Raw genomic sequence first — 26,784 nt, forward strand, 5'->3', positions numbered from 1 at the left:
CAACTGAATTCGACATTTCAGAAGGCACCCTCATGTCCGATTCCGTCCTACGACTCAAAGATGTGACCTTGAGCCTCGAGGGCAATGCCGGTCCGGTGGAAATCCTGCATGGGATCGATCTCGAGGTCACCCAGGGCGAGACGATCGGACTCGTCGGGCCGTCCGGGTCGGGCAAGTCGTCGCTTCTGATGGTCATGGGCGGTCTCGAACGCGCCACTGGCGGCGAGGTGCGCGCGCTCGGCCACGATCTGACCGCGATGGACGAGGACGCGCTGGCGCGCTTCCGGCGCGGGCATATGGGGGTCGTGTTCCAGTCCTTCCACCTGATCCCGACCATGACGGCGCTCGAAAACGTGGCCACGCCCCTGGAACTGGCGGGCCACGCCGACGCCTTCGACCGCGCCCGCGCCGAGCTCGAGGCGGTGGGTCTGGGCAAACGTGCCGATCACTACCCCGCGCAGCTCTCGGGCGGCGAACAGCAGCGCGTCGCGCTCGCGCGCGCCTCCGCGCCGCGCCCGGAGATCCTGCTGGCCGACGAGCCGACGGGCAATCTCGATGGGACCACCGGGCAGGCGATCATGGACCTCCTCTTCGACCTGCGCGACCGCCACAAGGCGACGCTCGTGCTCGTCACCCATTCCCGCGCGCTCGCCGATCTCTGCGACCGCGTCGTGCGCCTGACCGACGGGCGCGTGGCCGACACCCAGATCAAGGCCGCCGCGGAATGAGCCTTGCGATCGCGGCACGGCTTGCGCGACGCGAGCTTCGGGGCGGCCTAAAGGGGTTCCGCATCTTTCTCGCCTGCCTTGCCTTGGGCGTGGCCGCCATCGCGGGCGTCGGATCGGTCCGCGCCGCCATCGAGGCCGGCTTGCGCGACCAGGGCGCTGTCCTTCTGGGCGGCGACGCCGAGGCGCAGTTCACCTACCGCTTCGCGACCGAAGAAGAGCGCGCCTGGCTCGACGAGATCTCCACCGCGGTCTCCGAGGTCACCGATTTCCGCTCCATGGCCGTCACCGGCGAGGGCGAGAGTTCAGAGCGCGCTCTGACGCAGGTGAAATCGGTCGACGACGCCTACCCGCTCCTGGGCGAGATGGTGCTCGACCCGCCGATGCCGCTCTCGGACGCGCTCGACGGCGCCGAGGGCCTCCCCGGTGCGGTGATGGCGCCGCTTCTGGCCAATCGCCTGGGTCTCGCACCCGGCGACACGTTCCGCCTCGGCGACGCGCAATTCCACCTTTCGGCGATCATCGAGCGCGAGCCCGACGATGCCGGGGGCGGTTTCGATTTCGGGCCTCGCACGCTAATGCGCACCAGCGCGCTCGAAGGCTCGGGCCTTCTGGAGCCCGGCACGCTTTTCGAGACCGAGTACCGCGTGCTCCTTCCCGAAGGCACCGATCTCGACGCGCTCGACGCGGAGGCGCGCGAGCTCTGGCGCGACAGCGGCATCCGCTGGCGCGATGCCCGCAACGGCGCGCCCGGCACCGCCCGCTTCGTCGAGCGGCTGGCGGCCTTCCTGGTGCTCGTGGGCCTCTCGGGGCTGGCCGTGGGCGGCGTCGGCGTCTCCTCGGCGGTGCGGTCCTACCTGGCGCGCAAGACCTCCGTCATCGCGACGCTGCGCACGCTCGGCGCCGAGCGGCGGGTGATCTTCCTGACCTATTTCCTGCAGATTGGCGCGCTGGCCGCGCTCGGGATTGTGCTGGGCCTGATCCTCGGGGCCGCCGTGCCCCTCGCCTTCGCGCCGATGATCTCGGCCGCCCTGCCGGTGCCGACGCTCTTCGGTCTGCACCCCGGACCGCTCGCCGAAGCCGCGATCTACGGCGTCCTGACGGCGCTGCTCTTCACGCTCTGGCCTCTGGCCCGGACGGAAGAGGTGCGCGCCGCCACGCTCTTCCGCGACGCGCTCGGCACCGCCCGCGCCCTGCCCGCCACCCGCTTCGTGCTCTGGACCATCGCGCTCCTCGCGCTTCTCATCGGCGTCGCGATGCTCTTCTCGGGCGATGCGCGCCTGACGCTCTGGACCGCGGGCGGCATCCTGGGCTCGCTCCTGATCCTCGTGGGCGCCGCGATCCTCGTCCTCCGCCTGGCCCGCGCCGCCACCCCCGCCGCGCGCGGCAAGCCCGCGCTTCGCTGGGCGCTGTCCTCCATCGGCGGCCCGCGCGAGGAATCGGTGTCTGTCGTCCTGTCGCTGGGCCTCGGCCTCGCCGTTCTCGCCGCGATCGGCCAGATCGACGGCAACCTCCGCGCCGCGATCAGCCGCGACCTGCCCGAGATCGCGCCCTCCTATTTCTTCGTCGACATCCAGAAGGACCAGATGGACCGGTTCCTCGAGATCGTCGAGGCCGAGGACAGCGTCGAGCGGATCGAGAGCGCGCCGATGCTGCGCGGCGTGGTGACCGAGATCAACGGCGTCGACGCGACCGAGGTCGCGGGCGACCACTGGGTGATCCGCGGCGACCGCGGCATCACCTATGCCGCCGCCCCGCCCGAGGACACCCGCGTCGTCGCCGGGGAATGGTGGCCCGAGGACTATTCCGGCCCACCCCAGGTCAGCTTCGCCCGCGAGGAGGCCGACGAGATCGGGCTCGAGATCGGCGACGAGATCACCGTGAACATCCTTGGCCGAGACATCACCGCGACCATCACCTCGTTCCGCGAGGTCGATTTCTCCACCGCCGGGATCGGCTTCGTCATGCTCTTCGATCCGAACTCGGTGAGCGGCGCGCCGCATACCTTCATCTCGACCGTCTACGCCCATCCCGAGGACGAGGCGCAGGTGCTGCGCGCCGTGGGCGAGGCGCTGCCCAATGTCACCGCGATCGGCGTCCGCGACGCCATCGACCGGGTCTCCGAGCTTCTCGAAGGCATCGCCGAGGCGGTGCGCTGGGGCGCTGCGGCCACGCTCGTCACCGGGTTTCTCGTCCTGATCGGCGCGGCCGCGGCGGGCGTCGGCGCACGCACCTATGAGGCGGCGATCCTCAAGACCGTCGGCGCCGCGCGCGGACGCATCCTGGCGAGCTTCGCGCTGCGCGCGGGCCTTCTGGGCGGCGCGGCGGGGCTCGTGGCGATCCTCGCGGGCATCCTTGGCGGCTGGGCGGTCTCGACCTTCCTGATGGAGACCTCCTACGCGGTGATCTGGCCCTCGGCCCTGGGCATCGTCGCGGGCGGCGTGCTGGCCACGCTCCTCGCCGGTCTGGCCTTCGCCTGGGCGCCGCTCGCGGCCCGGCCCGCGCAGGTGCTCCGCGCCCGGGAATGAGGCTTGCACCCCAGCCGCGCGGGGCCTAACCCCCGTGGCAAAGGAGACCGCCCATGTCAGAAACCCTGCCCGCCGCCGTCACCGCACCGCTCAGTCGCGCCCAGAAGGCCGAGATCCTGAACCTCGTCCGCCGCGCCGCGCGCGCCGAGATCCTGCCCCGCTTCCGCCGCCTCGCCCCCGGCGAGATCGACCAGAAAAGCGGCCCGCAGGATCTCGTCACCGAGGCCGACCGCGCCGCCGAGGCGATGATCGCGCGCGCCCTCCAGCGCCGCTTCCCCCATGCCCTGATCGTGGGCGAGGAGAACGTCGCCTCCAATCCCGGGCTGGTGGCCAAGCTCGCCGAGGCCGAGACCGGCTTCACCATCGACCCCGTCGACGGCACCTGGAACTTCGCCAACGGCATCGCCGCCTTCGGGGTGATCATTTCGATGACCCGCTACGGCATCCCGGTCTGGGGCATGCTCTACGACCCGCTCCTCGACGACGTGATCGAGGCCGAGGCCGGCGCGCCCGCCGAATACCGTCGCGGCCGCGCGCCCGCCCGCCGCCTCAAGGTCTCGGGCGGCGGCGCCATCGAGGATCTCGGCGGCTTCGCCAGCCTGCACCTCCTGCCCGAGGCCAAGCGCATCGCCATGGCCACCACCTTCCCGCGCTTCCAGCGCCTGACCTCGCTGCGCTGCGCCTGCCACGAGTTCCGCACCTTCGCCCAGGGTGGCGTCGATTTCGTGCTCGCCGCCGGGCTCACTCCCTGGGACCACAGCGCCGGGGCTGTGATCGGCGCGCGCGCGGGCGGCGTGGTGAGGCTGCTCGACGGATCGGACTACCGCGCCGACCGGCGCGAGGGCTACCTGCTCGCCGCCGCCGACGAGGCCACCTGGAACCGCCTCCGTGATCTCTGGGCGTTCCTCCTCGAAGACTGACGCCCCACCCCACGAAAAAGCGCGCGAGGCCTCCGCCCCGCGCGCCTTTCTTTGCGTTTCTTCTTTTTCCAAATACGCCACGCGACGCTCACCGCCCGCGCCGCGCCAGGTCAGGCGCCCCTACTCCGCCGCCTCGGCATAGTCCTCCATCGGCGGGCAGGTGCAGATCAGGTTGCGGTCGCCATAGACATTGTCGACCCGGTTGACCGGCGGCCAGTACTTGTCGACCCGGAACGCGCCGGGCGGGAAGCAGCCCTGGTCGCGGCTGTAGGGCCGGTCCCAGTCGCCCACGAGATCCTCGACCGTGTGGGGCGCGTGCTTCAGCGGGTTGTTCTCGCGGTCTATCTCGCCCTCCTCCACGGCGCGGATCTCGGCCCGGATCGCCAGCATCGCGTCGCAGAACCGGTCGAGCTCGGCCTTGGTCTCGGATTCCGTCGGCTCCACCATCAACGTGCCCGCCACCGGCCAGCTCATCGTCGGCGCGTGGAAGCCGCAATCCACCAGCCGCTTGGCGATATCGTCGACGGTGATCCCGGCGCTCTTCTCGAAGGGCCGCGTGTCGATGATGCATTCATGCGCGACCCGGCCCTCGGGCCCCTTGTAGAGCACGTCGAACGCCCCCTCGAGCCGCTTGGCGATGTAGTTGGCGTTGAGGATCGCGACCTTGGTGGCCTGCGTGAGCCCCGCGCCCCCCATCATCAGGCAATAGGCCCAGGAGATCGGCAGGAGCGAGGGCGAGCCGAACGCCGCTGCCGAGACCGGCCCCGGCGTCTCGCCCGAGCGCGGATCGGAGGGCAGATGCGCCGCCAGGTGCTCCTTGACGCCGATCGGACCCATGCCGGGACCGCCGCCGCCATGCGGGATGCAGAAGGTCTTGTGCAGGTTCAGGTGGCTCACATCGCCGCCCAGGTCGCCCGGACGCGAGAGACCCACCATCGCGTTCATGTTGGCCCCGTCGATATAGACCTGCCCGCCATGGTCATGGGTGATTTGGCAGACCTCCCGCACGGTCTCCTCGAAGACCCCATGCGTCGAGGGATAGGTGATCATGATCCCCGCCAGCTCGTCCGAGTGCTTCTCGGCCTTGGCGCGGAAATCCTCGATATCGATCGAACCCTTGGCATCGCATTTCACCGGCACCACCTTCCAGCCGACCATCTGCGCCGAGGCCGGGTTGGTGCCATGGGCGTTGACCGGAATGAGGCAGACCTTGCGATGCCCCTGGCCTTGCGCCTCGTGATAGGCGGCGATGGTCAGAAGCCCCGCATATTCGCCCTGCGCGCCCGAATTGGGCTGCATCGAGATCGCATCGTACCCCGTGATCCAGCACAGCTTTTCCGAGAGATCGGTGACCATCTCGGCATAGCCCTCGGCCTGATCCGGCGGGCAATGCGGGTGCATGTTGGCGAACTCGGGCCAGCTGACCGGCATCATCTCGGCGGCGGCATTGAGCTTCATCGTGCAGGAGCCGAGCGGGATCATCGCCCGGTCGAGCGCGAGGTCCCGATCCGCGAGGCGGCGCATGTAGCGCATCATCTCGGTCTCGGCGCGGTTCATGTGGAAGACATCGTGCTGGAGATAGTCGCTCTCGCGCAGAAGGTCCTCCGGCAAACGGTAGCCCGCCTCGACCGAGCCCACCTCGCGCTCGACGCCAAAGGCGCGCCAGACCCGCTCGATGGTCGCGGGCCGCGTGGTCTCGTCGACGGTGATGCCGATCTTGGTGTCGCCCACCGGCCGCAGGTTCACGCCGTTCTGGACGCCCGAGGCCAGCACGCCCTTCTGGAACAGACCGACATCGACGGTGATCGTGTCGAAGAACACCTCCGGCTCGATCGCGAAGCCCGCCTCTTCCAGACCGCGCGCCAGCCGCACCGTCTTGCGATGGATGCGCTGCGCGATGGCCTTGAGCCCCTCCGGCCCGTGGAAGACCGCGTAGAACCCCGCCATGACCGCCAGGAGCGCCTGCGCGGTGCAGACATTCGAGGTCGCCTTCTCGCGGCGGATATGCTGCTCGCGGGTCTGGAGCGCGAGCCGGTAGGCGCGGTTGCCGCGCGCATCGACCGAGACGCCGACCAGCCGTCCCGGCAGCGACCGCTTAAGCCCGTCGCGGCAGGCGATGTAAGCCGCGTGCGGGCCGCCATAGCCCATCGGCACCCCGAAGCGCTGGGTCGTGCCCACGGCGATATCGGCGCCCATCGCGCCCGGCTCCTTCAGAAGGCAAAGCGCCATCGGATCGGCGGCGACGACGCCCAGGGCGTCCGCCTCGTGCAGTGCCGCGATCTGGTCGGTGAAATCGCGCAGATGCCCGTTGGTGCCGGGATACTGGAAGAGCGCCCCGAAGACCTCGCCGGGCGCGAGCGTGTCGGGATCGCCGACCACCACCTCGATGCCCAGGGGCCGCGCGCGGGTCTTGACCACGCCGATGGTCTGGGGATGGCAGTTCTCGTCGACGAAGAAGCGTGTCTCTTTCGACTTCGCGCCGCGCTGCGCCATGGTCATCGCCTCGGCCGCCGCCGTCGCCTCGTCGAGAAGCGAAGCGTTCGCAATCTCGAGCCCGGTCAGGTCCGACACCATCGTCTGGTAGTTCAGAAGCGCTTCGAGCCGCCCCTGGCTGATCTCGGGCTGGTAGGGCGTGTAGGCGGTGTACCAGGCGGGGTTCTCGAAGATGTTGCGCAGGATCGCGGGCGGCGTGACGGTGCCGTGATAGCCCTGTCCGATGAGCGAGGTGACGACCGTGTTCTTCCGCGCCACCTGCCGCATGTGATAGAGCAGCTCGCGCTCCGAGAGCGGCTTGCCCCAGTCGAGCGGCGCCTCCTGGCGGATGCCCTTGGGCACCGTCTCGCCGATCAGCTGGTCGATATCCTCGACGCCAAGCGCCTCGAACATCTCGGCCATCTCCGAGGGCGACGGGCCGATATGGCGGCGGTTGGCGAAATCGTAGGGCAGGTAGTCGGTCGGCTCAAAGGGCATCGAAACCTCCATCACGGGGGCCATCGCGCCGGATCGGGCGCGCCCCCTGCAGCTTCTTCTTTTGAAAAATACGCACGAGATCCCGAAGCGGACGCCCGCGCCGGGGCCCCGGGACAACGCGCCCGGGACGCCCGAAAACGATCAGGCGATGAAGTCCTTGTAGGCGGCTTCATCCATGTAATCGTCCATCACCGAGAGATCCTCGACCTTGATCTTGAAGAACCAGGCCTCGCCCTCGGCATCGTCATTGACCTTGCCGGGCTCGTCGACGATCGCCTCGTTGACCTCGACGATCTCCCCGTCGAGGGGCGCGAGGATGTCCGAGGCCGCCTTGACGCTCTCGATCACCACCACCTCGTCATCCTTCGAGACCGTGGCCCCGACCTCGGGCAGCTCGATGAAGACCACGTCGCCCAATTGCTCGGCGGCGTGTTCGGTGATGCCCACGACGACGATATTGTCGTCCTCGGGGCGGAGCCATTCGTGTTCTTCGGTGAATTTCATCGGCGCATCTCTCCCAATTGCCGTGTCGTTATCGTTTGAAATTCGCAGGGACGAAGGGCAGCTCCGCCACCTCGACCGCCATGCGCTTGCCGCGCACCTCGCCCCAGAGGCGTGTGCCCGGCGACTTGAGCGCGGCGGGGACATAGCCCATCGCCACGGGGCCGCCGACGGTCGGGCCGAACCCGCCCGAGGTCACCGCTCCCACCGCCTCGGCGGCGTCCTCGCTGTCGAAAAGCTGCGTGCCCTCGCGCATCGGCGCGCGTCCCTCGGGGCGCAGGCCAACCCGCGCGCGCGGCGCATTGCCGCCGAACTGCGGCAGGATCGCCTCGGCGCCGGGGAAGCCGCCCGCGCGGTCGCCGCCCTTGCGCCGGACCTTCTGGATCGCCCAAGCCAGCCCTGCCTCGACCGGCGTGGTGCCGGTGTCGATGTCGTGCCCGTAAAGGCAGAGCCCCGCCTCGAGCCGCAGCGAATCCCGCGCGCCGAGACCGATGGGCTCCACATCCTCATGCGCCAGGAGCCGCCGGGCGAGGGTTTCGGTCGCCGCCTCGGGCACCGAGATCTCGAACCCGTCCTCGCCGGTATAGCCCGAGCGCGACACCCAGCATTCCGCGCCCTCGAGCGTCACCGTGGCGACATCCATGAAGCGCATCTCGCGCAGTTCGGGCGCAAGCTCGGCCAGCACCGCCTCGGCCGCCGGTCCCTGCAGCGCCAGAAGCCCGCGATTGGTGATTTCCTTGATGGTGACATCTGGCTCCAGCGCCGCGCGCATCCGCGCGATGTCCTCGGCCTTGACCGCGGCATTGACGACCAGAAACAGGTGATCGCCGCGATTGGCGACCATAAGGTCGTCCTCTATCCCGCCGGTCTCATTGGTGAAAAGCGCGTAGCGCTGGCGCCCCTCGGCAAGGCCGATGACATCCACCGGCACCAGCGTCTCGAGCGCTTCGGCGGCGTCGCGCTTGCGCGAGCGCAGCACGACCTGCCCCATGTGGCTGACATCGAAGAACCCGGCCTTCGCGCGGGTGTGCTGATGCTCCTTCATCACGCCGAGAGGATACTGCACCGGCATCTCGTAGCCCGCGAACTCGACGATCTTGCCGCCGAGCTCGACATGCAGATCGTAGAGCGGCGTGCGTCTCGGCGCGTCCGGATCGGGGTCGGGCTCGGTTGCGCCGCCGCCCTGGTGATGGTGATGCTCGCCCGGACCATGCGCGACGCCGCACCCGCAGATGTCGCGCGTTTCCATGTCCTTGAACCGGTCCTCGCCCGTGCCGCCTCCGTTCCCGGTCTCGTCGCTGTCGCTCATGTCGCCCCCACGGTCTCGATGCGACAGGCCGTAAGGACCTGCCGGTGACGCTATCGCGGCGCGGAGAGACCCTCCCCGTGCCCGGAACGCCCCCTCTGTCCTTTCGCCTGAGATCGTTATCCCGTCGGCGGCCCCGCGCACTTCAGGAAGTGGCGGGACTCTCTCCAGAGTCTCGACATCGCAACGGTCCTGACAGCCTGAGAGTTTCCGGGGCGGTTGCTCCTTCGGCACCGGCGCGAGGGCCGGTTCTCCCGATGCGATAAAGCGACGCTAGATCAAGGCTCAGCCGCTGGCAACCCGTGCCGTGCGGAAGGGAGGCGGCTCGGACCGCCCACCGCCGAAGATGGCCACGAGGGGTGCATTGTCGTCGATCAGCGTGTCGAGGGTCACGCTGTCGAGACTTGCATAGAAGGCCTCCGCCGCTGCCGCGAGCGCCGGTTTCATCCGGCAGGCCGTGATCAACGGGCAGGTATTGGCCGCCTCGTCGAAGCACTCGGCCATCGGCACGGGGGCTTCAAGCTCGCGAAAGACCGATCCCAGGGATATCTCCGAGGCCGGTCGCGCCAGCGCGATGCCGCCGTACCGTCCACGCCAGGTATCGAGGAACCCGAGCGTCGCCAATTGGTTGACGATCTGCCCAAGGTGATGTTCGGACGCATTGCAACTTCGGGCAATGTCGCTTTTCGTGACGCGAGCGTCAGTATGTGCAGCGCAGTACATCAGTACGCGCATAGCTATGTTTGTACGCTTAGTGACGCGCATCGGTCCGCCTCCCGAAAGCCGCCTGGGGGTGCCAAAATGTAAAGGCACGATTTAGTAAATGCAGCATGCCTCGGATTCGGTTCCAATGACCACCTCTTTTTTCTTCGGTTACGGATCTTTGGTGGATCGCAGGACACATATCTACGCGCCGTCCTTTCCCGCGCGGGTCGTCGGCTGGCGTCGTTCCTGGCGCCAATCGCCGGTGCGGCGGGTGGCGTTTCTGACCGTGCAGCCCGACCCCGGGACGGTGCTCGACGGGCTTGTCGCGGCTGTCCCGCAGGGCGATTGGGCCGCACTCGATGCGCGCGAGGCGAGCTATGATAGGGTCGATACGACGCTGCAGGTCGATCCCCTGCCCGAGCGCGCGGCCCAGGTCGCGATCTACACCGTCCCGCATGAGCGCGCGGCGCCCGCGGGGGCCGACCATCCTATCCTTCTGAGCTATCTCGACGTCGTTCTCGGCGGCTATCTCGACCAGTTCGATGCCGCGGGGGCCGAGCGATTCTTCGAAACGACCGATGGCTGGGAGGCCCCGGTTCTCGACGATCGCGCCGCGCCGCTCTATCCGCGGTCGCAACCGCTCTCCGAGATGGTGCGGCATTGGGTCGACGGCGCATTGGCGCGCCGCGGCGTGGAGGTGACGAAATGAGCCTTTCGGCACTTCTCGACCGGCTGAAGCGGCTCTCGCGCAGGCTCGGCGTCCGGGTCCTGGCGATGGCGCTGGTGGCGCTTCTGGCCACGCTCTTCGCGCCGCTTCTGAACGGCTTCATCCCCGAGGGCCTGAAGGAGCGGTTCGATCGGCAGGCGGTCGAGCCGGTTCTGAACATCCTCGCCTCGACCATGCTGGCGGTCACGACCTTCTCGCTCGGCGTGATGGTGCAGGCGTTCCAGAGCGCCTCGGGCCAGGCGACGCCGCGCGCCTACCGCATCCTGATGCGCGACGGCACGACGCAGACGGTGCTCGCCACCTTCGTCGGCGCCTTCCTCTTCTCGCTCACCGCCTTCGTGCTGTTCCGCGCGGGCTTCTACGGCGATGCCGCCGCGGTGGTGGTCTTCGGACTGACGGCGCTGGTGATCCTCCTGATCATCATCGCGATCCTGCGCTGGATCGGCCATCTGAGCGAGCTCGGCAACATGGACCACACGCTCAGGCTCTGCGAGGACGCCGCGGCGATGGCGCTCGGCACCCATGCGCGGCAGCCCTATCTCGGCGGACGAAAGGCGCACGGCCCGGAGCCGCAGGGCTGGATCGCGCTCCCGGCGCCGCGGTCGGGCTATGTCGTGTCGGTGGCGATGGCCGCGATCGACGACGCCTGCGCCGAGAGCGACACCGAGGCCCGGCTGGCGGTGCGCCCCGGCGATTACGTGCTCGAAGGCGCGCCGCTCCTCTGGATCGCCCGCCCGGTCGACAGCGACGTGCTCGACACCGCGATCGCGCTCGGACCCGAGCGCGAGCCGCAGCAGGACCCGCGCTTCGGCCTTCTGGTGCTGGCGGAAATCGGTGCGCGCGCCCTGTCGCCCGGGGTGAACGATCCCGGCACCGCCATCGACGTCATTCACCGTCAGACGGCGCTTCTGTGGCACCACGCGCTCGAGGCCGAGCAGCCGGACGCGCCCGAATTCGAGCGGGTGAGCTGCCCCGGCATCGAGGCCGAGGCGCTGGTCGCGGACGCCGTCGCGGTCCTGATCCGCGACGGGCGCGCGCGGGTCGAGGTGATGGAGCGGGCGCTGAAGATGCTGGATCGTCTCGCCACCGCGCCCGAACCGGGGATCGCCGAGGCGGCCGCGGGGATGAAGAGCTATGCCGAGGCGCAGGCGCGGGACGGCATCGCGCTCGAGGCTGACCTGAAGGCGCTGGGTCTGACCGCCGAGATCACCCGCGACCCGGACGCGAGCTGAGCGCGACGGCCCGCTTTCCGAACCGGAAAGCGCGCGATTTCCGGTTCGGAAATCGGCCCCGCTCAGCCCTTGGCGAGATCGCGGGCCCGAACGGTCTGCATCAGCGGCATCACGTCCGCCATCTCCGGCCCGCGGTCCTGTCCGGTCACGGCGCGGCGGAGCGGCATGAAGAGCGCCTTGCCCTTGCGGCCGGTCTTGTCCTTGACCGCGCTCGTCCAGCTGCTCCAGGTGTCGCGGTCGTAGGGCGGCGGCGGCAGAAGCGCCATGGCGTCCGCGACGAACTCCGCGTCCTCCTCGGCGACGAGCGGCTCGGCGCCCTCGGTGAAAAGCCGCCACCAATGCGCGAGGTCCTTGCGCGTCGTAATATTCTCGCGCGCCACCTGCCAGACATCGGCACGCTGCGCCTCGGGGACGCCAAGTGCAGCCAGGTCCTCGGACACCGCCTCGAGCGGCAGCGCATGCAGCTTGCGCGCCGTCAGCGGATAGAGGTCGTTCACGTCGAACTTGGTCGGCGCCGATCCGAACTGCGACAACTCAAAGCCCTCGGCGATCTCCTCGAGGCTCATCCGCAGTTCCACCGGCTGCGACGAGCCAAGACGCGCCATCAGCGACAAAAGCGCCTCGGGCTCGACGCCCTGCTCGCGCAGGTCTTTCAGCGCCAGCGATCCGAGCCGCTTCGACAGCCCCTCGCCCTGCGGGCCGGTCAGCAGCGAATGATGCGCAAAGGAGGGATGCCCGAAGCCCAGCGCCGCCATGATCTGGATCTGCGTCGCGGTGTTGGTCACGTGGTCCGAGCCGCGCACCACATGGGTCACGCCCATCTCGGTATCGTCGACCACCGAGGCGAGTGTATACAGCACCTGCCCGTCGCGCCGGATCAGCACCGGGTCCGAGACCGAGGCCGCGTCGATGGAGATCTCGCCCAGGATCCCGTCCTGCCAGACGATGCGCTCCTGATCGAGCTTGAAGCGCCAATGCCCGTCGCCGCGCTCGGCCCGGAGCCGATCGCGATCCGCGTCCGAGAGCGCCAGCGCCGCGCGGTCATAGACCGGCGGCTTGCCCATGTTGAGCTGCTTCTTGCGCTTGAGATCGAGCTCGGTCGGCGTTTCGAACGCCTCGTAGAACCGGCCGTTGGCGCGCAGCTCGTCCGCCGCCGCGGCATAGCGGTCGAGCCGCTGGCTCTGCCGCTCGGTGCGGTCCCAGGTCAGGCCCAGCCATTCCAGGTCGCGCTTGATGCCGTCGACATATTCCTCCTTCGAGCGCTCTGCATCGGTGTCGTCGATGCGCAGGATGAAGGTGCCGCCTTCCTTCTTGGCGATCAGCCAGTTCATCAGCGCGGTGCGCAGGTTTCCGACATGGATGTGGCCGGTGGGCGACGGCGCGAAACGGGTGACGGTCATGGGTGCCTCCTGATTGGCGCTGGCTGTCTCACGGAACGCCGCGCTTGTCCAGTTGGGCGCGGGGTTGCGCACTGCCACGCGCGGCGCGAGGGTGGCCGAAACCACGACCCCCGGAGCCTCCATGCGCGCCTTCATCGCCCTGCCCCTGCCCCCCTCGGACGCCGAGGTCCTGGCCGCGATGGGCGAGCGGCTGGGCTTCGGCCGCGCCGTGCCCGAAGAGAACATGCACCTGACGCTGGCCTTCCTCGGAGAGGTCGAAGAGCCGGAGCTGCGCGACCTGGCCGAGGGGCTCGAGACGCTGACGTCGCCGGGGCTCGCCGCCCGGCTCTCGGGCATCGGCAGCTACGGTCCGGCGCTGGCGCTGGCTGCCGATGGTGGCGGTGCGCTGACCGACCTGCAGGCGCGGGTGAAGTCGCGCTGCCACGGCGCCGGTCTGGTGCTCGAACGGCGGCGCTTCCGGCCGCACGTGACCTTCGCCCGCCTGCCGCGCCGGCTCTCGCCCGAGGAAGAGCGCAAGCTCGCAGGGTTCCTGTCGGTCGAAGGCGCGATGGTGCTCGACCACGTGCCCTTCCCCGAGCTCGTCCTTTACGAGAGCCACCTCACGAAGGACGGCGCGATCTACGAGCCCCTGGCGGAGTTTCCCCTGGGCTAGGTCGGCGCGACCGGCCAATGGGTCGCGAGATCGTCGAGCCCGGCGCGGATCAGCTCGGCCAGCACCTCTTCGTCGACGCGGTCGAGCCGCGTGACATAGACGCAGGAGCGGCCCTTGCTGTGCGGCCCGAGCCGGTCGAGGATCGGCGCGAAATCGGTGTAGCCGGGCAGGATGTAGATCGTGAGCTTGGCCTTCCTGGGCGCGAATCCCGTCGCAAGCCAGGTGCCGGTGCGCCCCGAGGGATAGGTGTAGTCGTAGCTCCCGTAGCCCAGCATGTCGCCGCGCCAGAGCCGCGGCTTCCAGCCGGTCACGCGGCGGAAAAGCGCGTCGAGCCTCCGCGCTTCGTCGCGACGGGCCTCGGGCGTGACCTGTTCGAGATAGGCGTCGGCGTTTTCTGTGGGCTCGGACATGCGCGCAGAGTGCCTCTCCCGGGGAATCCCTGCAAGCGTCTAGCGGAAAGCCGGACCGTGGACCCATTGCGTGAGCGAGGCGCGCGTGCCTTCGGTCACCGGCGTCACGCGATGGAGCAGGAAGGATGGAAACAGGATCGCGCTGCCGCGCTCCCGCGGCGCGGCGATCACCTGCGCGCTCGGCATGATCTCGAGCGCACCGCCCGCGTAGGCCCCGGGGTCGGACAGCTGCACCACCAAGGTCAGCTTGCGCCGCCGGGCCACAGGACCCTCGCCGATATCGGCATGCCAGTCGAAATGCCCGCCCGTCGCCGCCGGGTATTCCGCGACCTGCGCGCTTTCGGCGAACTCGGTCAGATCGAAACCGAAGCTTTCGCGATTGGCCACGCGCACCAGATCGGCAAGCCGGTCGGCCACCCAACCGGTCTCTTCGGCCTCGTCGAGCCAGGAGAGCGTGGCGCGGCGCTGGCTTGGATCGTGCTGCTGGCCGACGAGCTGCGCCTCGCGCCGGGGCGCGGTCTTGGCGAGCGCCAGGATGCGGTCGCATTCGGCGGGGGAAAAGGCGGCGGGAACGGTCTTTGGGGTCAGCATCGGCGTCTCGAAGCACTGCGCGGACGGGCGGTGACACGATTGCGCGACGCCCGCATCTCCGGCGCCGACAGCGATGTCGTTTTCGGTCGCTCTTGCAGGCCCGCGCCCCGCGCGCCATGTCACGCAGATGACCGCGCCCAGCCTCTCCGAGATCGAGACCTTCGCCCGCCGCGCCGCCGAGGCGCTGCCCGCGCCGTTCCGCCGCTGGGCCGCCGAGGTGCTGATCCGGGTCGAGGACTGGCCTGAGAGCTGGATGCTCGACGAGCTGGAGATGGACGACCCGCTCGATCTGACCGGGCTCTATGACGGCATCCCTATGACCGAGAAATCGGTGGCCGAGCCGGACTGGCGGCCGGACACGATCTGGCTCTTCCGCGAACCGATCCTCGAAGAATGGCGCGAGCGGGGCAACGTCACGCTCGAAGCGCTCGTGGCCCATGTCACCGTGCATGAGTTCGCGCATCATTTCGGCTGGTCGGACGAAGAGATCGCCGAGATCGACCGCTGGTGGGAATAGCTCGGCGCGACCGGGCGGCGCGCTAGCCGGTATCCGTCTCGCGCTCGATCCAGACGAGGATCGCGAAAGCGATCCCGAGCGCCAGCACCGCCGCGGCCAGCCCCAGGAGCAAGGCGCCAGAGACGGCCTCGAGCTCGACCACGATGAGCTTGCGCACCACGGCCAGGAGCCCGATCACCAGGACGATCCGCACCTGCGCGTAGATCGACCCGCCGCTCAGCATCAGATGCACCGAATGCGCGAGCTCGATGGCGATCACCGCGCCGAGCAGGAGATCGAAGAGCGCCTGCAACGTGGTGTAGGAGACCGACAGCCCCGACTCTGCGGCGACCTGGAAGGTCAGGCGCAGGAAACTCGCGGTCGCGAGCCCGATCACCGCCATGGTGCCCAAAAGCAGCAGCACCGCAACGAGCGCCGTCGCATGATGGTAGAGCCGGTCGAACGCGTCCTTCATCTTCCGCAACCTAGGGCGTCAGGCCCGCGCGGAAATGCCGCTCAATCCTCGGACGAGGGCGAGCGCCAGCGGTTCACGATGGGGTAGCGGCGGTCGAGCCAGAACGCCTTGGCCGAGAGCCTCGTGCCCGGCGCGGACTGGAAGCGCTTGTATTCGCTGATGAAGAGCAGGTGCTCGACCTTGGCGGCATCCTCGCGCGCATAGCCCGCCGCGACGCAATCGGCGACCGATCCATCGAGATCCACGAGGATCTCCAGAATGCCGTCGAGCACCGGGTAATCCGGCAGCGAATCGCTGTCCTTCTGATCCTCGCGCAGCTCCGCCGAGGGCGGTTTCGAGATCACCCGGTCGGGCATCACCCGCCCGTCGGGGCCCTTCATCCAGTCGCGGTAATGGGCGTTGCGCCAGCGGCAGATCTCGAAGACGCGGGTCTTGTAGAGATCCTTGATCGGATTGTAGCCGCCCGCCATGTCGCCATAGATCGTGGCATAGCCCACCGCGACCTCGGACTTGTTGCCGGTGGTCAGGAGCATCTCTCCGAACTTGTTCGAGAGCGCCATGAGAAGAAGGCCGCGCAGGCGCGACTGGATGTTCTCTTCGGTCAGGTCCGCGGGCAGATCGCCGAAGAGCGGCGCCAGCGTCTCGGTGATCGCGGCGCGGCCCTTGTCGATCGGCACGAAATCATAGGTGCAGCCAAGCGTCTCGGCGACGGCCTTGGCGTCTTCCAGCGAATGGTCCGACGTATATGCCGAGGGCAGCATCACGCAGCGCACGTTCTCGGGGCCCAGCGCATCGACCGCGATGGCGGCGACAAGCGCCGAATCGACCCCGCCCGACAGGCCCAGGAGCACCTTGCCGAAGCCGGCCTTGCGGCAATAGTCGCGCAGCGCCTCGGTGGTGGCGCGGTAATCCTGCTCGAGCGCGTCCGGATGCGGCGCGACCGCACCGGGCGCCGCGCGCCAGCCCGCCTCGGTCCGCTCGAGGTCGAGATGCGCGATCTCCTCGTCGAAGACCGGCATCTTCAGCGCCATCTGCCCGCCGGGGTTCAGAACGAAGCTGCCACCATCGAAGATCTGATCGTCCTGGCCGCCGACGAGGTTGAGATAGACGAGCGGCAGGCCGGTCTCGACCACGCGCGACACCATGTGATTGAGCCGCAGGTCGAACTTGTCGCGGTGATAGGGCGAGCCGTTCGGGACCAGGAGGATCTCCGCGCCGGTCTCGGCCAGCGTCTCGGCCACGTCCTCGTACCAGGCGTCCTCGCAGATGGGCGAGCCGATCCGCAGCCCATCGACGACATAAGGCCCGGTGACCGGCGCGGAGGCGAAGATGCGCTCCTCGTCGAAGACGGCGGCGTTGGGCAGGTGGTGCTTGAGCACGCGGGCGGCGACATGCCCGCCCTGCAGGATGAAATAGGCGTTGAAGAGCGACGCGCCCTCGACCCAGGGGCCGCCGATGGCCAGCGCGGGCCCCTCGGCGCACTCGGCCGCCAGCGCCTCGATGGCGGCGATGGCCTCGAGGTGGAAGGCGGGCTTCAGCACCAGGTCCTGGGTGTTGTAGCCGGTGATGAACATCTCGGGCAGCGCCACCAGATCGGCGCCCGCATCGCGGCCCGCCTCCCAGGCGCGGCGCGCCGCGCGGGCATTGCCCTCGATGTCGCCGACCACAGCGTTCAGCTGGGCCAGGGTGAGGCGGAAGGTCTCGGCCATGTCGTCGCGTCCCGTCTGTCTTTGGGCGCCCACATAGCAGATCGCGCCCCGAGGGGAAGGCATGCGCGTCTCCGCCGCAGGCTGCGCCCTGTCGGGGAATTGCGTTGTGCCCTGCCAGCGCCTCCCCTATTTTCGGCCCGCAGCGAGGCAGGCAAGAGCGGAGACAGGCGGATGAGACGAGACCTGGCAGGCATACTGGGCGCGGCGCTTCTGGCTTTTCCGCTGGGCGCGGCCGCGCAATCGGGCGAAGTGCTGACCAAGCAGTACGATGACGGGGGCGTCTACCAGGGCACGTTCCGCGACGGGCTGCAGGACGGCACCGGCACCTACACCCTGCCCAACGGCTACGAATATACCGGCGACTGGGTCGCGGGCGAGATCCGCGGCCAGGGCGTGGCGCATTTCCCCAACGGCTCGATCTACGAGGGCAGCTTCGCCAAGGGCAAGCCCGAGGGCCAGGGCAAGATCACCTTCGCCGACGGCGGCACCTATGAGGGCAGCTGGCAGGACGGCAAGATCACCGGACAGGGCGTCGCGACCTATGCCAACGGCGTCCGCTACGAGGGCTCGTTCCGCAACGCGCTCCATCACGGGCGCGGAACGATGACCTCGCCGGGCGGCTACGCCTACGAGGGCGACTGGGTCAACGGCGTCAAGGAGGGGGTCGGCACGATCACCTATCCCGACGGCTCGGTCTACGAGGGCCGCGTCGCGGGCGGCGCGCGCGAGGGCGAAGGCAAGCTCGTGATGCCCGACGGGCTGGTCTACGAGGGTACTTGGGCCGATGGCCAGATCGACGGGATCGGGACGCTCACCCAGCCCAATGGCGATGTCTACGAGGGCGATCTCCGCGAAGGGCGGCGGCACGGCCAGGGCAAGGTCACCTATGCCAATGGCGATGTCTACGAGGGCCAGTTCGCCGACGACCAGCGCCAAGGCCAGGGCACGTTCCGCGGCCAGGACGGCTACGAATATTCCGGCCAGTGGGAGGCCGGCCAGATCGCGGGCCACGGCCGCGTCACCTATCCCGACGGCTCGGTCTACGAGGGCAGCTTCGACGGCGATCTCGCCAATGGTGTCGGCAAGATCACCTATCCCGACGGCTCGACCTACGAGGGCGAGTGGCGCGACGGGGTGATCGAGGGCGAGGGCCGCGCCGAATACGCCAACGGGCTTGTCTACGAGGGCGGCTTCCGCAACGCCCGCAACCACGGCCAAGGGGTGATGACCTATCCCGACGGCTACCGCTACGAGGGCGACTGGGTCGACGGGCAGCGCGAGGGCCAGGGCACCGCGACCTATCCCGACGGCACCGTCTATACCGGCGGCTTTGAGGGCGGCCAGCGCCATGGCGAGGGCCGGATCGAGATGGCCGACGGCTTCGTCTACGAGGGCGAATGGGCCGATGGCGAGATCTCCGGCCGGGGCGTCGCGACCTATGCCAATGGCGATGTCTACGAGGGCATGTTCGCCGCGGGCAAACGCCAGGGCGAGGGCGAGATGCGCTACGCCTCGGGCGAAACCGAACGCGGCGAGTGGGTGAACGGCGCCCTGGCCGAGCGCGAGGCGCCCGAAGAGGCGCCCGAGGCCTCGGATGAGACCGGCGACGGCGCCGCTGGCGAGGCCACGCCCGAGGACGGCTGAGGTCAGCGGTCCGGGTCCCTGCGGGCCCCGGGCATGTCTGGCGTGCTGATCGTGCCGATCATCACGCGATGCGAGGGGCGCTGCCCCTCGCGCTCCCCGGGATATTTTCGGACAGATGAGACCCGCTTGGCGGCGCGCCCGGCAGGGGGGACGTGGGTCACGCGGGCGGTCACGAGGTCACGGAACCGGGGCGGTTGCGCGCGGGTTCCCCTTCAGAGACGAACGTGACGAGGTGGATCATGGGCTATGCGACCGGCGACAAGGTGGAATGGGACTGGGGAAATGGCACCGGCACCGGCGAGATCGTCGAGCGGTTCACCGAGAAAGTGACGCGCACGATCAAGGGCACCGAGGTCACGCGCGACGCCAGCGTGAACGACCCGGCCTTTTTGATCGAGCAGAGCGATGGCGACCGGGTGCTGAAATCGGCCTCCGAGCTGCGCAAGGCCTGAGCCTCGCGTGGCAAGCCTCCCGCGCATCGTCACAGTACCGAGAGAGATTGCCGAAGGAGCGCTGCCATGGCCGACCGTCCCATCCTCTACCACATTCCCGCCTGCCCGTTTTCGCAGCGCCTCGAGATCCTCCTGGCCCTCAAGGGGCGGCAGGACGCGGTGGAGATGCGCGTGGTGGACATCACCAAGCCGCGTGATCCCGACCTTCTCAAGAAGACGCGCGGGACGACCGCGTTGCCGGTCCTCGAGATGCCCGACGGGCGGGTCCTGAAGGAGAGCCTCGTTCTTCTGGAGTTCTTCGATCTCTGGCTGGGCGGCCCGTCGATCCGGCGCGCCGATCCGTTCGAGCGCGCGGCAGAGGCGCTTCTGGTCACGCTCGAGGGGCCGTTCACCGGCGCGGGCTACCTGATGGTCATGAACCAGGACCGCGCCAAGCGGCAGGAGCATCTCGACAAGCTTCTGGAGGTCTACACCAAGATCGAAGGGCATCTCGAGGATGCGGGCGGCCCGGGGCCGTTCCTCTTCGAGGAGTTCGGCTATGCCGAATGCGTCTTCACGCCGATGTTCATGCGCTTCTGGTTTCTCGACTATTACGAGGATTTCACCTTCCCCGAGAGCGGCTTTGCCCGGGTCGCGGCCTGGCGCGAGGCCTGCCTTGCGCATCCCGCGGCCCAGCAGGTGAGCCGCGAGGAGATCGTGAAGCTCTATTACGATTACGCCCAGGGCTCCGGCAACGGGGCGCTGCCCGAGGGGCGCACGGTGTCGAGCTTTTCCTTCGAGCCGGATTGGCGCGACCGGCCCTGGCCGCCGACGGCGAAGTACGGAACCTCGGCCTCCGATGCCGAACTGGGCCTCGTCTGAGGCTCAGACCGTCTCGCCGCCCGAGAGTTTGCCGAGGAACGTCTCGGCCTCCGACAGGATGGTCTTGCGCTTGTCAGCGTCCATCCGTTCCCAGGTCGCGTACATCTGCGCCATGCGCGGGTTCTTTTCGAACCGGTCACGGTGGCGGTCCATGAAGGCCCAGTAAAGGAGGTTGAACGGGCACGCCCCCTCGCCCGTCTTGGTCTTCACGCTGTAATGGCACTCGGCGCAGTAATCCGACATCCGGTCGATATAGGAGCCTGACGACACGTAGGGTTTCGAGGCGATGATGCCGCCATCGGCGAACTGGCTCATGCCGACGACGTTCGGCGCCTCGACCCATTCGAAAGCGTCGATATAGACCCGGAGATACCATTCGTGGACCTCGTGCGGGGTCACTCCGGCGAGAAGCGCGAAATTGCCGGTCACCATCAGGCGCTGGATGTGATGGGCATAGGCCTCGTCGCGGGTCTGCTCGACCGCCTTCGACAGGCAGCGCATCTTCGTCTCCGCGCCCCAGTAGAGCGGCGGCAGCGCGCGCTGGTGGTTCAGGGCGTTGCGGCGCGGGTAATCCGGCCCCTCGCGAAAATAGATACCACGCATGTATTCGCGCCAGCCGAGGACCTGGCGGATATAGCCCTCGGTCGCGTTGAGCGGCGCGTCGCCTGCGCGGTAGGCGGCCTCGACCGCGTCGCAGATCTCGCGTGCCGACAAGAGGCCGATATTCAGATAGGCCGAGATCACCGAGTGATAGAGGAAGCGCTCCTCCCCCATCATCGCGTCCTGGTAATCGCCGAAGCGCGGCAGCGCGTGCTTGACGAAATGCGTCAGCGCCCGGCGCGCCTGGCCCTGATCGGTGGCGTACCAGAAGGGCCGGAGGGTGCCGAAACTGTTGCCGAAGCGGGCCTCGACGAGATCGAGCACCTCCTCGACGGTCTCGTCGGGGGTGAACTGCATCGGGCCGCCGAAGTCGATCTCGTCCGGGGCGGGCTTGCGGTTCTCCTGGTCGTAATTCCACTGGCCGCCCTCGGGATCGTCGCCATCCATGAGGTAGCCGTGCTCGCGCCGCATCTCGCGATAGAAATACTCCATCCTGAGGCTCTTGCGGCCCTTCGCCCAATCCTCGAACCTCTCGAGGCTGCAGAGAAACCGGGTGTCTGGGAGCTGGGTGACCTTCAGGCCCATCTCGTCGAGAAGGCCGATCAGTCGGAACTCGCCGGGCTGGGTGGCGATGACCTCGGTCGCGCCGGTCTCGTCGGCCCGGCGCAGAAGCTCGCCCGGGATCGAGCCGGTATTGTCGCTGTCGTCGAGCTCGGAATAGCGCACGTCCCAGCCGTCATTCCTGAGCCGCGCCGCGAACTTGCGCATCGCGGCGAAGATCAGGGCGATCTTCTTCGGGTGATGCTGGACGTAGCTCGCCTCGTCGGCGACCTCGGCCATGACGACGACATCGCCGTCCTTGTCGGCCTCCTGAAGCGCCGAGAGATCTTCGGAGAGCTGGTCGCCGAGGACGAGGATGAGACGGCTCACCAGGGGATCTCCTCGAAGGCGTAGTCGAAGAACCGGCCGGTATGCTCGGGCGTGAGCTGTTCGAGAAGGTCGACGAGCCGCGCCGCTGCGGTCTCGGGCGTCACGGTCGGGTGGCTGTCCTGGTAGTCGGCGGTGAAGCGGGTCTCGACCGTGCCGGGATGGAGCGCTACGCAGGCAAGCTGCCGGTGACTGCGGGAAAGCTCGATGGCGGCGGTGTGCACGATCTGGTTCAGCGCTGCCTTCGCGGCGCGGTAGCCGTACCAGCCGCCGAGTCCGTTGTCGCCGATCGACCCGACCCGCGCAGAGAGGCAGGCGAGGACGGCAGGCTCGCGCCGAGGCAGGAGCCGCTTGGCATGTTTCAGGATCAGCGCCGGACCGATGGCGTTGGTGGCGAACTGGTCGGCCAGCGGTTTGGCAGCGAGATCGGAGAGGCTTTTCTCCGGGGCCGCGCCGTCGATCTTGAGCGCGCCGGTGGCCACGAAGATCAGGTCGAACGGGCCCTCGAGCGCGCCGAGATGATGCTCGACCGAGGCCTCGTCGGTGATCTCGAGCCCGTCCTCGGCGCGCGAGAGGCCGGTGACCGCGACCCCGCGCGCCTCGAGCTCCTGGGCCAGGGCCGACCCGATGCCGCCCGAGCGGCCGATGATGAGGGCTGTCTTCATGTCCGGGCGAGCTAGCGGGCGACGGGGCGGGTTCAAGCGGACCGGTCCGGTCCCTCACACCGGCGTGACGCGGGCGGAGAGGTCGGATTGGATATTTATCTGACAGATGAAGCCTGGAGCGCCGCGCCCGGCAGATGGGCGTGGGACGCGCTGATGGTGGTCGGGAGGGGTGTCCCGCTCAATCGGCGAAGGGATCCTCGGGATAGCCCACCGCCATCAGGTAGAGGCCCTGCGGCGGGGCGACGGGTCCGCAGGCGGCGCGGTCGCGGGCGGAGAGCGCCTCGGACACGCGCCGAGGCTCCCAGGCCCCCGCACCGACCCGTTCGAGCGTGCCGACGAAGCTTCGGACCTGGTTGTGCAGGAAGGAGCGCGCGGCGAGGCGCAGCTCGATCTCGCGACCCGCGCCGGTCTCGATCTCGGTGATCTCGAGGCTGTCCAGCGTCTTGACCGGCGAGGCCGCCTGGCACTGGGTCGAGCGGAAGGTCGTGAAATCGTGCTTGCCCACCAGATAGGCGGCGCCCTCGCGCATGGCGCCGAGATCGAGCGGATGCGGCACCTGCCAGACGCGGCCTGCCTCGAGCGTCGGGCGCGCGCGGCGGTTGAGGATGCGGTAGAGGTAGCGCCGCTCCCGCGCCGAGAACCGCGCGTGCCAGTCCTCGTCGACCCGCGCGCCCGCGGTGATCGCCACCGGCGCGGGCTTCAGGTGGTGGTTCAGAGCCGAGACCAGCCGGAACGGATCCCAGTCCTTTTCGAGATCGCAATGGCAGACCTGCCCGCGCGCATGCACGCCCGCATCGGTGCGGCCCGCGGCGGCGATGGTGTGGGGGCCGGGCTCGAGCCGCGCCAGCGCCGCCTCGATCGCGCCCTGCACGGACGGATGCTCGGCCTGGCGCTGCCAGCCCGCGAAGGGCACCCCCTCGTATTCGACCCTGAGCGCATATCTCGGCATGGTGCCGCCTCTAGCGCCCCGCCCGGCCCGGAGCAAGCGCCGCCCTTCCCCTTTGGCCGTCCTGCGCCTATCTCTCCGAGCAGCGGATATGGAAGCACAGGAGCGGCAGACGGCATGATCGGACCCCTCGCGGACAGCCTCGCCCGGGGGGTGGAACAGGTCGCCGGCACGGTGTCCGAGACCTTCTTCGAGCCGGTCGTGCGGCTGGGCGTCACCGGGCTCGCGCGGTCGGGCAAGACGGTGTTCATCACCTCGCTCGTCGCCAACCTGATCGACCGGGCGCGCATGCCGCAGCTCTCCGCCGCGGCGCAGGGACGGATCAGCGCCGCCTATCTCCAGCCCCAGCCCGACGACACCCTGCCGCGCTTCGATTACGAGACCCATCTCGGACGCCTGATGGCCAACGAGCCGTCCTGGCCGGAAAGCACCCGGGCGATCTCGGAGCTGCGGCTGTCGTTCAATGTCCGCGCGGGCGGGTTTCTCGGCAGCGTGCAGGGGCCGCGCCGGGTGCATCTCGATATCGTCGATTATCCCGGAGAATGGCTTCTGGACCTGGCGCTGCTCGACAAGGATTATGCCGGCTGGTCGCAGGAGACGCTCGCCCGTCTGGAACACCGCGACTGCGCGCAGGCCTATCTGGCCGCGGCGCGGGCCGAGGACGGTGCCGCCAAGCTTGACGAGCCCCGGGCGCGCGCGCTCACCGATCTCTTCACCGCCTATCTCGAGGCGGCGCGCGTCGAGGGCTGGTCCGACCTGAGCCCGGGGCGGTTCCTTCTGCCCGGCGATCTGGCGGGCTCGCCGGTCCTGACCTTCGCCCCCTTGCCGCCCGCCGAGAGCGCGGGACGCGGATCGCTCTGGCAGGAGATGTCGCGGCGGTTCGAGGCGTATAAATCGCGCGTGGTCAAACCCTTTTTCCGCGATCACTTCGCCCGGATCGACCGGCAGGTGGTGCTGGTGGACGCGCTCGGTGCGCTTCATCGCGGGCCGCGCGCGGTCGAGGATCTGCGCCGGACCATGGCCGAGATTCTCTCGGCCTTCCGGCCCGGGCGAAACGCGTTCCTGACGCGGGTTCTCCTCGGCAAACGGGTCGAGAAGATCCTCTTCGCCGCGACCAAGGCCGATCACCTGCACCACACCCAGCATGGCCAGCTCACCCGGATCATGCAGGCGCTGACCCGCGACGCCGCCGAGCGCGCGCGCTTCGCCGGGGCCCAGACCGAGGCGATGTCGCTGGCGAGCCTGCGCGCCACCACCGAGGAGACGATCGCCCATGAGGGCCGCGACCTGCGCGGCGTGCGCGGGCGGCTCGCGAACGGGCGCACCGCGGTGGTCTGGCCGGGCGAGTTTCCGGACGATCCGGCGCGGCTTCTGTCCTCGGCGCGCGAGGGGCAACAGAGCTGGCTCGACGGCGATTTCGGCGGCACCCGCTTCGAGCCGCCGCGCCTCTCGCTCCGGCCCGACGAAGGCCCGCCGCATATCCGGCTCGACCGCGCGGCGCAGTTCCTGTTCGGAGACCGGCTGTGAGCGTGACGCTGCGCCCTGCCCGGCCGCTCGATGCGGGCGCGCTTGGCGCGATACTCGATGGTTGGGTGCGCGCGACGCCCTGGATGCCGCAGCTCTACAGCGGCGCCGAGGCGGTGTCATTCCTGTCGCAGATGATCGACGCGGGCTGGGTCACGACCGCCGAGACCGACGGCGCCCCGGCGGGTTTTCTCGCCCGGGACGGAGGCGATGTCCACGCGCTTTATCTCGGCGAGGGCGCGCGCGGGCGCGGAATCGGCGCGCGGCTTCTCGACGCGGCCAAGAGCGGGGAGAGCGCGCTGTCGCTCTGGACCTTCGAGGCCAATACCGGCGCGCAGCGCTTCTATGACCGCGAGGGGTTCGTGCCGGTCCGGCGCACCTCGGGCGACAATGACGAAGGCCTGCCGGACATCCAGTTCCGCTGGCAAAGGAGCGAGACGACATGAGCGACGCCAGCCGCAAGACCCGCTTCGGCCCCGTCACCATCGAGATCGACGAGGACGTGGCCAGCGCCCTGCCCGGCCCCGACCGCGCGCCGCCGGTCCCCGATGAGAGCGACCGTCCCGAGGGCCGCGCCATGACCACGGCGGCGGTCCTCGCCGCGCGCAAGCCCTCGCGGCTCGCGCGCTGGTTCTGGGGGCTGGCGGGCGCGATCCTGGCCACGGTGCTCGCGGCGGCGGCGTGGGAGTTCGTCACCGGGCTCTTGGCCGCCTATCCCATGCTCGGTTGGGCGGTGGCGGGGCTCTTCGGGCTCTTCGCCTTCGTGGTGCTGGCCATCGCGGTCAAGGAGATCGCCGCGATCTCGCGGCTCGGGCGTCTCGATGCGCTGCATCGTGATGCGCAGGCGGCGCGGGACGGCGGCGGGCTCGAGGCCGCGCAGGACGTGGTGGCACGGCTCGAGACGCTCTACGCGGGGCGCGAGGATACGAGCTGGGGCCGCTCGCGCCTTGCCGAGCGCAAGGGCGACGTGTTCGATGGCGAGGCGCTTCTCGACCTCGCAAGCCGCGAGCTTCTGGCGCCGCTCGACGCCGCCGCGCGCCGCGAGGTCGAGGCCGCCGCCCGGCAGGTCGCGGGCGTCACCGCCTTGGTGCCCCTGAGCTTTGCCGATGTCGCCGCCGCGCTGGTGTCGAACCTGCGCATGATCCGCCGCGTCGCCGAGATCTACGGAGGCCGCTCCGGCACCATCGGAAGCTGGCGGCTGATGCGCGCGGTCTTCACCCATCTTCTCGCCACCGGCGCGGTCGCAGCGGGCGAAGACATGATCGAGCCGCTCCTGGGCGGCAACGTGCTCGCCAAGCTCTCGCGCCGCTTCGGCGAAGGCATGGTCAACGGGGCGCTGACGGCACGGGTCGGCGTCGCGGCGATGGAGGTCTGCCGCCCTCTGCCCTTCACCCCCAAGGAGCGCCCCTCGGTCCGGGGTCTCGTCGGGCGCTCGCTCACCGGGCTCTTCGACCGCAAGCGCGACGGCTAGGCGCGCGGGTCGCCGTCCAGCTTTAAGGAAAGGGGGGGGCGAGGCCGCGGGGATCAACCGGACCTCGCCGGACGCCGCGGGACACTGATGCGACGTCATTCCGCGATCCGGCTGCTGCTGCCCGGTCGCGTGTCGACCTTCCTGACGTCCCGCGACCGCTCCGAAAAGAGGCCTTTTCGCATCAAGGACTTGGTCGGCAAAGCTTTGCCGCGTGGTCACGAAAAGATCGGCCAATCCCTGCCGACAAAGACGGCCCCGAACGATTGCCGCGTCGACCGAGGTTCTGACGCAACAGAAACGCCCGCATCACGCTGCGTCAGTATCGGTTTTCCCAAGCGCGCCGGTCC

The 26,784-nt window shown here is 69.1% G+C and carries 25 protein-coding genes and 1 riboswitch; of the genes, 13 read left to right on the plus strand and 12 right to left on the minus strand.

All coding sequences use genetic code 11. The features are described from left to right. Positions 1 to 32: 32 nt before the first annotated feature. Genes ACFQ4E_RS03760 through ACFQ4E_RS03770 form a run of 3 tightly spaced genes read left to right on the plus strand, consistent with a single transcriptional unit; the run spans position 33 to position 4,173 of the window. The gene (locus tag ACFQ4E_RS03760) at positions 33 to 728 is read left to right on the plus strand and encodes an ABC transporter ATP-binding protein (protein WP_386801583.1); all 696 of its coding nucleotides are present in this window, start codon (positions 33 to 35) and stop codon (positions 726 to 728) included. Further along, complete coding sequence (locus tag ACFQ4E_RS03765) at positions 725 to 3,253, plus strand: ABC transporter permease (protein ID WP_386801584.1); 2,529 nt, start codon at positions 725 to 727, stop codon at positions 3,251 to 3,253. Before ACFQ4E_RS03760 ends, ACFQ4E_RS03765 begins: the two co-directional genes overlap by 4 nt. A gap of 53 nt (positions 3,254 to 3,306) precedes the next feature. Then, positions 3,307 to 4,173: an inositol monophosphatase family protein gene (locus ACFQ4E_RS03770; RefSeq protein ID WP_386801585.1), complete on the plus strand. Its 867-nt coding sequence runs from the start codon at positions 3,307 to 3,309 to the stop codon at positions 4,171 to 4,173. A gap of 120 nt (positions 4,174 to 4,293) precedes the next feature. Here the strand turns inward: ACFQ4E_RS03770 and gcvP are convergent, their stop codons facing one another. From gcvP to ACFQ4E_RS03790, 4 genes are all read right to left on the minus strand, one after another. After that, a complete protein-coding gene (gene gcvP, locus ACFQ4E_RS03775; protein ID WP_386801586.1) occupies positions 4,294 to 7,143 on the minus strand; it encodes an aminomethyl-transferring glycine dehydrogenase in 2,850 nt (949 codons plus the stop codon). A 141-nt stretch (positions 7,144 to 7,284) separates the two neighbouring features. Further along, the gene (gene gcvH / locus ACFQ4E_RS03780) at positions 7,285 to 7,647 is read right to left on the minus strand and encodes a glycine cleavage system protein GcvH (RefSeq protein ID WP_386801587.1); all 363 of its coding nucleotides are present in this window, start codon (positions 7,645 to 7,647) and stop codon (positions 7,285 to 7,287) included. A gap of 28 nt (positions 7,648 to 7,675) precedes the next feature. Beyond that, the gene (gene gcvT, locus ACFQ4E_RS03785; RefSeq protein WP_386801588.1) at positions 7,676 to 8,953 is read right to left on the minus strand and encodes a glycine cleavage system aminomethyltransferase GcvT; all 1,278 of its coding nucleotides are present in this window, start codon (positions 8,951 to 8,953) and stop codon (positions 7,676 to 7,678) included. A 174-nt stretch (positions 8,954 to 9,127) separates the two neighbouring features. Then, positions 9,128 to 9,217, minus strand: a riboswitch (glycine riboswitch). Positions 9,218 to 9,235: 18 nt separating this feature from the next. Then, the gene (locus ACFQ4E_RS03790) at positions 9,236 to 9,715 is read right to left on the minus strand and encodes an RrF2 family transcriptional regulator (protein WP_386801589.1); all 480 of its coding nucleotides are present in this window, start codon (positions 9,713 to 9,715) and stop codon (positions 9,236 to 9,238) included. Positions 9,716 to 9,836: 121 nt separating this feature from the next. On the opposite strand from ACFQ4E_RS03790, the gene ACFQ4E_RS03795 reads away from it, so the two are divergent. Together ACFQ4E_RS03795 and ACFQ4E_RS03800 are read left to right on the plus strand one after the other, a co-directional pair. Beyond that, positions 9,837 to 10,364, plus strand: a complete 528-nt coding sequence (locus ACFQ4E_RS03795) for a gamma-glutamylcyclotransferase family protein (RefSeq protein WP_386801590.1) — start codon at positions 9,837 to 9,839, stop codon at positions 10,362 to 10,364. Beyond that, positions 10,361 to 11,614: a DUF2254 domain-containing protein gene (locus ACFQ4E_RS03800; protein ID WP_386801591.1), complete on the plus strand. Its 1,254-nt coding sequence runs from the start codon at positions 10,361 to 10,363 to the stop codon at positions 11,612 to 11,614. Before ACFQ4E_RS03795 ends, ACFQ4E_RS03800 begins: the two co-directional genes overlap by 4 nt. Before the next feature lie 62 nt (positions 11,615 to 11,676). Here ACFQ4E_RS03800 and gltX read toward each other — a convergent pair whose 3' ends face one another. Beyond that, positions 11,677 to 13,014 (minus strand): glutamate--tRNA ligase, encoded by a 1,338-nt coding sequence (gene gltX, locus ACFQ4E_RS03805; RefSeq protein ID WP_386801592.1) that lies wholly within the window; start codon positions 13,012 to 13,014, stop codon positions 11,677 to 11,679. A gap of 121 nt (positions 13,015 to 13,135) precedes the next feature. Here gltX and thpR point away from each other — a divergent pair, with 121 nt between their 5' ends. Next, the gene (gene thpR, locus ACFQ4E_RS03810; protein ID WP_386801593.1) at positions 13,136 to 13,666 is read left to right on the plus strand and encodes an RNA 2',3'-cyclic phosphodiesterase; all 531 of its coding nucleotides are present in this window, start codon (positions 13,136 to 13,138) and stop codon (positions 13,664 to 13,666) included. On the opposite strand, the gene ACFQ4E_RS03815 is transcribed toward thpR, so the two are convergent. Both ACFQ4E_RS03815 and ACFQ4E_RS03820 read right to left on the minus strand, forming a co-directional pair. Continuing rightward, positions 13,663 to 14,076 carry a DUF1801 domain-containing protein gene (locus ACFQ4E_RS03815; RefSeq protein WP_386801594.1) on the minus strand — a complete coding sequence of 138 codons (414 nt, stop codon included), beginning with the start codon at positions 14,074 to 14,076 and terminating at the stop codon, positions 13,663 to 13,665. The genes thpR and ACFQ4E_RS03815 overlap by 4 nt on opposite strands. A gap of 39 nt (positions 14,077 to 14,115) precedes the next feature. Further along, positions 14,116 to 14,667: a prolyl hydroxylase family protein gene (locus ACFQ4E_RS03820; RefSeq protein ID WP_386801595.1), complete on the minus strand. Its 552-nt coding sequence runs from the start codon at positions 14,665 to 14,667 to the stop codon at positions 14,116 to 14,118. A 127-nt stretch (positions 14,668 to 14,794) separates the two neighbouring features. Here ACFQ4E_RS03820 and ACFQ4E_RS03825 point away from each other — a divergent pair, with 127 nt between their 5' ends. Then, positions 14,795 to 15,184, plus strand: a complete 390-nt coding sequence (locus ACFQ4E_RS03825) for a metallopeptidase family protein (protein ID WP_386801596.1) — start codon at positions 14,795 to 14,797, stop codon at positions 15,182 to 15,184. Between the two features lie 22 nt (positions 15,185 to 15,206). Here ACFQ4E_RS03825 and ACFQ4E_RS03830 read toward each other — a convergent pair whose 3' ends face one another. Together ACFQ4E_RS03830 and ACFQ4E_RS03835 are read right to left on the minus strand one after the other, a co-directional pair. Further along, entirely contained in the window at positions 15,207 to 15,638 is a 432-nt protein-coding gene (locus ACFQ4E_RS03830; protein ID WP_386801597.1) for a phosphate-starvation-inducible PsiE family protein, read from the minus strand. A 41-nt stretch (positions 15,639 to 15,679) separates the two neighbouring features. Next, on the minus strand, positions 15,680 to 17,347 hold the full coding sequence (locus tag ACFQ4E_RS03835; RefSeq protein ID WP_386801598.1) for an NAD+ synthase: 1,668 nt from the start codon (positions 17,345 to 17,347) through the stop codon (positions 15,680 to 15,682). A gap of 171 nt (positions 17,348 to 17,518) precedes the next feature. Between ACFQ4E_RS03835 and ACFQ4E_RS03840 the strand changes: the two genes are divergently transcribed. The 3 genes from ACFQ4E_RS03840 (at position 17,519) to ACFQ4E_RS03850 (ending at position 20,304) form a co-directional block, all read left to right on the plus strand. Beyond that, positions 17,519 to 18,991: an MORN repeat-containing protein gene (locus tag ACFQ4E_RS03840; protein ID WP_386801599.1), complete on the plus strand. Its 1,473-nt coding sequence runs from the start codon at positions 17,519 to 17,521 to the stop codon at positions 18,989 to 18,991. A 239-nt stretch (positions 18,992 to 19,230) separates the two neighbouring features. Next, positions 19,231 to 19,443, plus strand: coding sequence for a hypervirulence associated TUDOR domain-containing protein (locus ACFQ4E_RS03845; RefSeq protein ID WP_386801600.1), 213 nt, complete (start codon positions 19,231 to 19,233; stop codon positions 19,441 to 19,443). 66 nt (positions 19,444 to 19,509) lie between these two features. Continuing rightward, on the plus strand, positions 19,510 to 20,304 hold the full coding sequence (locus tag ACFQ4E_RS03850) for a glutathione S-transferase family protein (protein WP_386801601.1): 795 nt from the start codon (positions 19,510 to 19,512) through the stop codon (positions 20,302 to 20,304). Positions 20,305 to 20,307: 3 nt separating this feature from the next. Here ACFQ4E_RS03850 and ACFQ4E_RS03855 read toward each other — a convergent pair whose 3' ends face one another. The 3 genes from ACFQ4E_RS03855 to truA form a co-directional block, all read right to left on the minus strand. Continuing rightward, complete coding sequence (locus ACFQ4E_RS03855) at positions 20,308 to 21,834, minus strand: cryptochrome/photolyase family protein (RefSeq protein WP_386801602.1); 1,527 nt, start codon at positions 21,832 to 21,834, stop codon at positions 20,308 to 20,310. Continuing rightward, a complete protein-coding gene (locus ACFQ4E_RS03860; RefSeq protein WP_386801603.1) occupies positions 21,831 to 22,496 on the minus strand; it encodes an SDR family NAD(P)-dependent oxidoreductase in 666 nt (221 codons plus the stop codon). Before ACFQ4E_RS03860 ends, ACFQ4E_RS03855 begins: the two co-directional genes overlap by 4 nt. A gap of 178 nt (positions 22,497 to 22,674) precedes the next feature. Next, complete coding sequence (gene truA / locus ACFQ4E_RS03865; protein WP_386801604.1) at positions 22,675 to 23,445, minus strand: tRNA pseudouridine(38-40) synthase TruA; 771 nt, start codon at positions 23,443 to 23,445, stop codon at positions 22,675 to 22,677. A 114-nt stretch (positions 23,446 to 23,559) separates the two neighbouring features. Between truA and ACFQ4E_RS03870 the strand changes: the two genes are divergently transcribed. Genes ACFQ4E_RS03870 through ACFQ4E_RS03880 form a run of 3 tightly spaced genes read left to right on the plus strand, consistent with a single transcriptional unit; the run spans position 23,560 to position 26,437 of the window. Next, entirely contained in the window at positions 23,560 to 24,969 is a 1,410-nt protein-coding gene (locus tag ACFQ4E_RS03870) for a YcjX family GTP-binding protein (RefSeq protein WP_386801605.1), read from the plus strand. Next, positions 24,966 to 25,412 (plus strand): GNAT family N-acetyltransferase, encoded by a 447-nt coding sequence (locus ACFQ4E_RS03875; RefSeq protein ID WP_386801606.1) that lies wholly within the window; start codon positions 24,966 to 24,968, stop codon positions 25,410 to 25,412. Before ACFQ4E_RS03870 ends, ACFQ4E_RS03875 begins: the two co-directional genes overlap by 4 nt. After that, a complete protein-coding gene (locus tag ACFQ4E_RS03880; protein ID WP_386801607.1) occupies positions 25,409 to 26,437 on the plus strand; it encodes a YcjF family protein in 1,029 nt (342 codons plus the stop codon). Before ACFQ4E_RS03875 ends, ACFQ4E_RS03880 begins: the two co-directional genes overlap by 4 nt. Positions 26,438 to 26,784 lie beyond the last annotated feature (347 nt).

This window comes from Litorisediminicola beolgyonensis, from assembly GCF_042679605.1.
Lineage (GTDB): Bacteria > Pseudomonadota > Alphaproteobacteria > Rhodobacterales > Rhodobacteraceae > Litorisediminicola > Litorisediminicola beolgyonensis.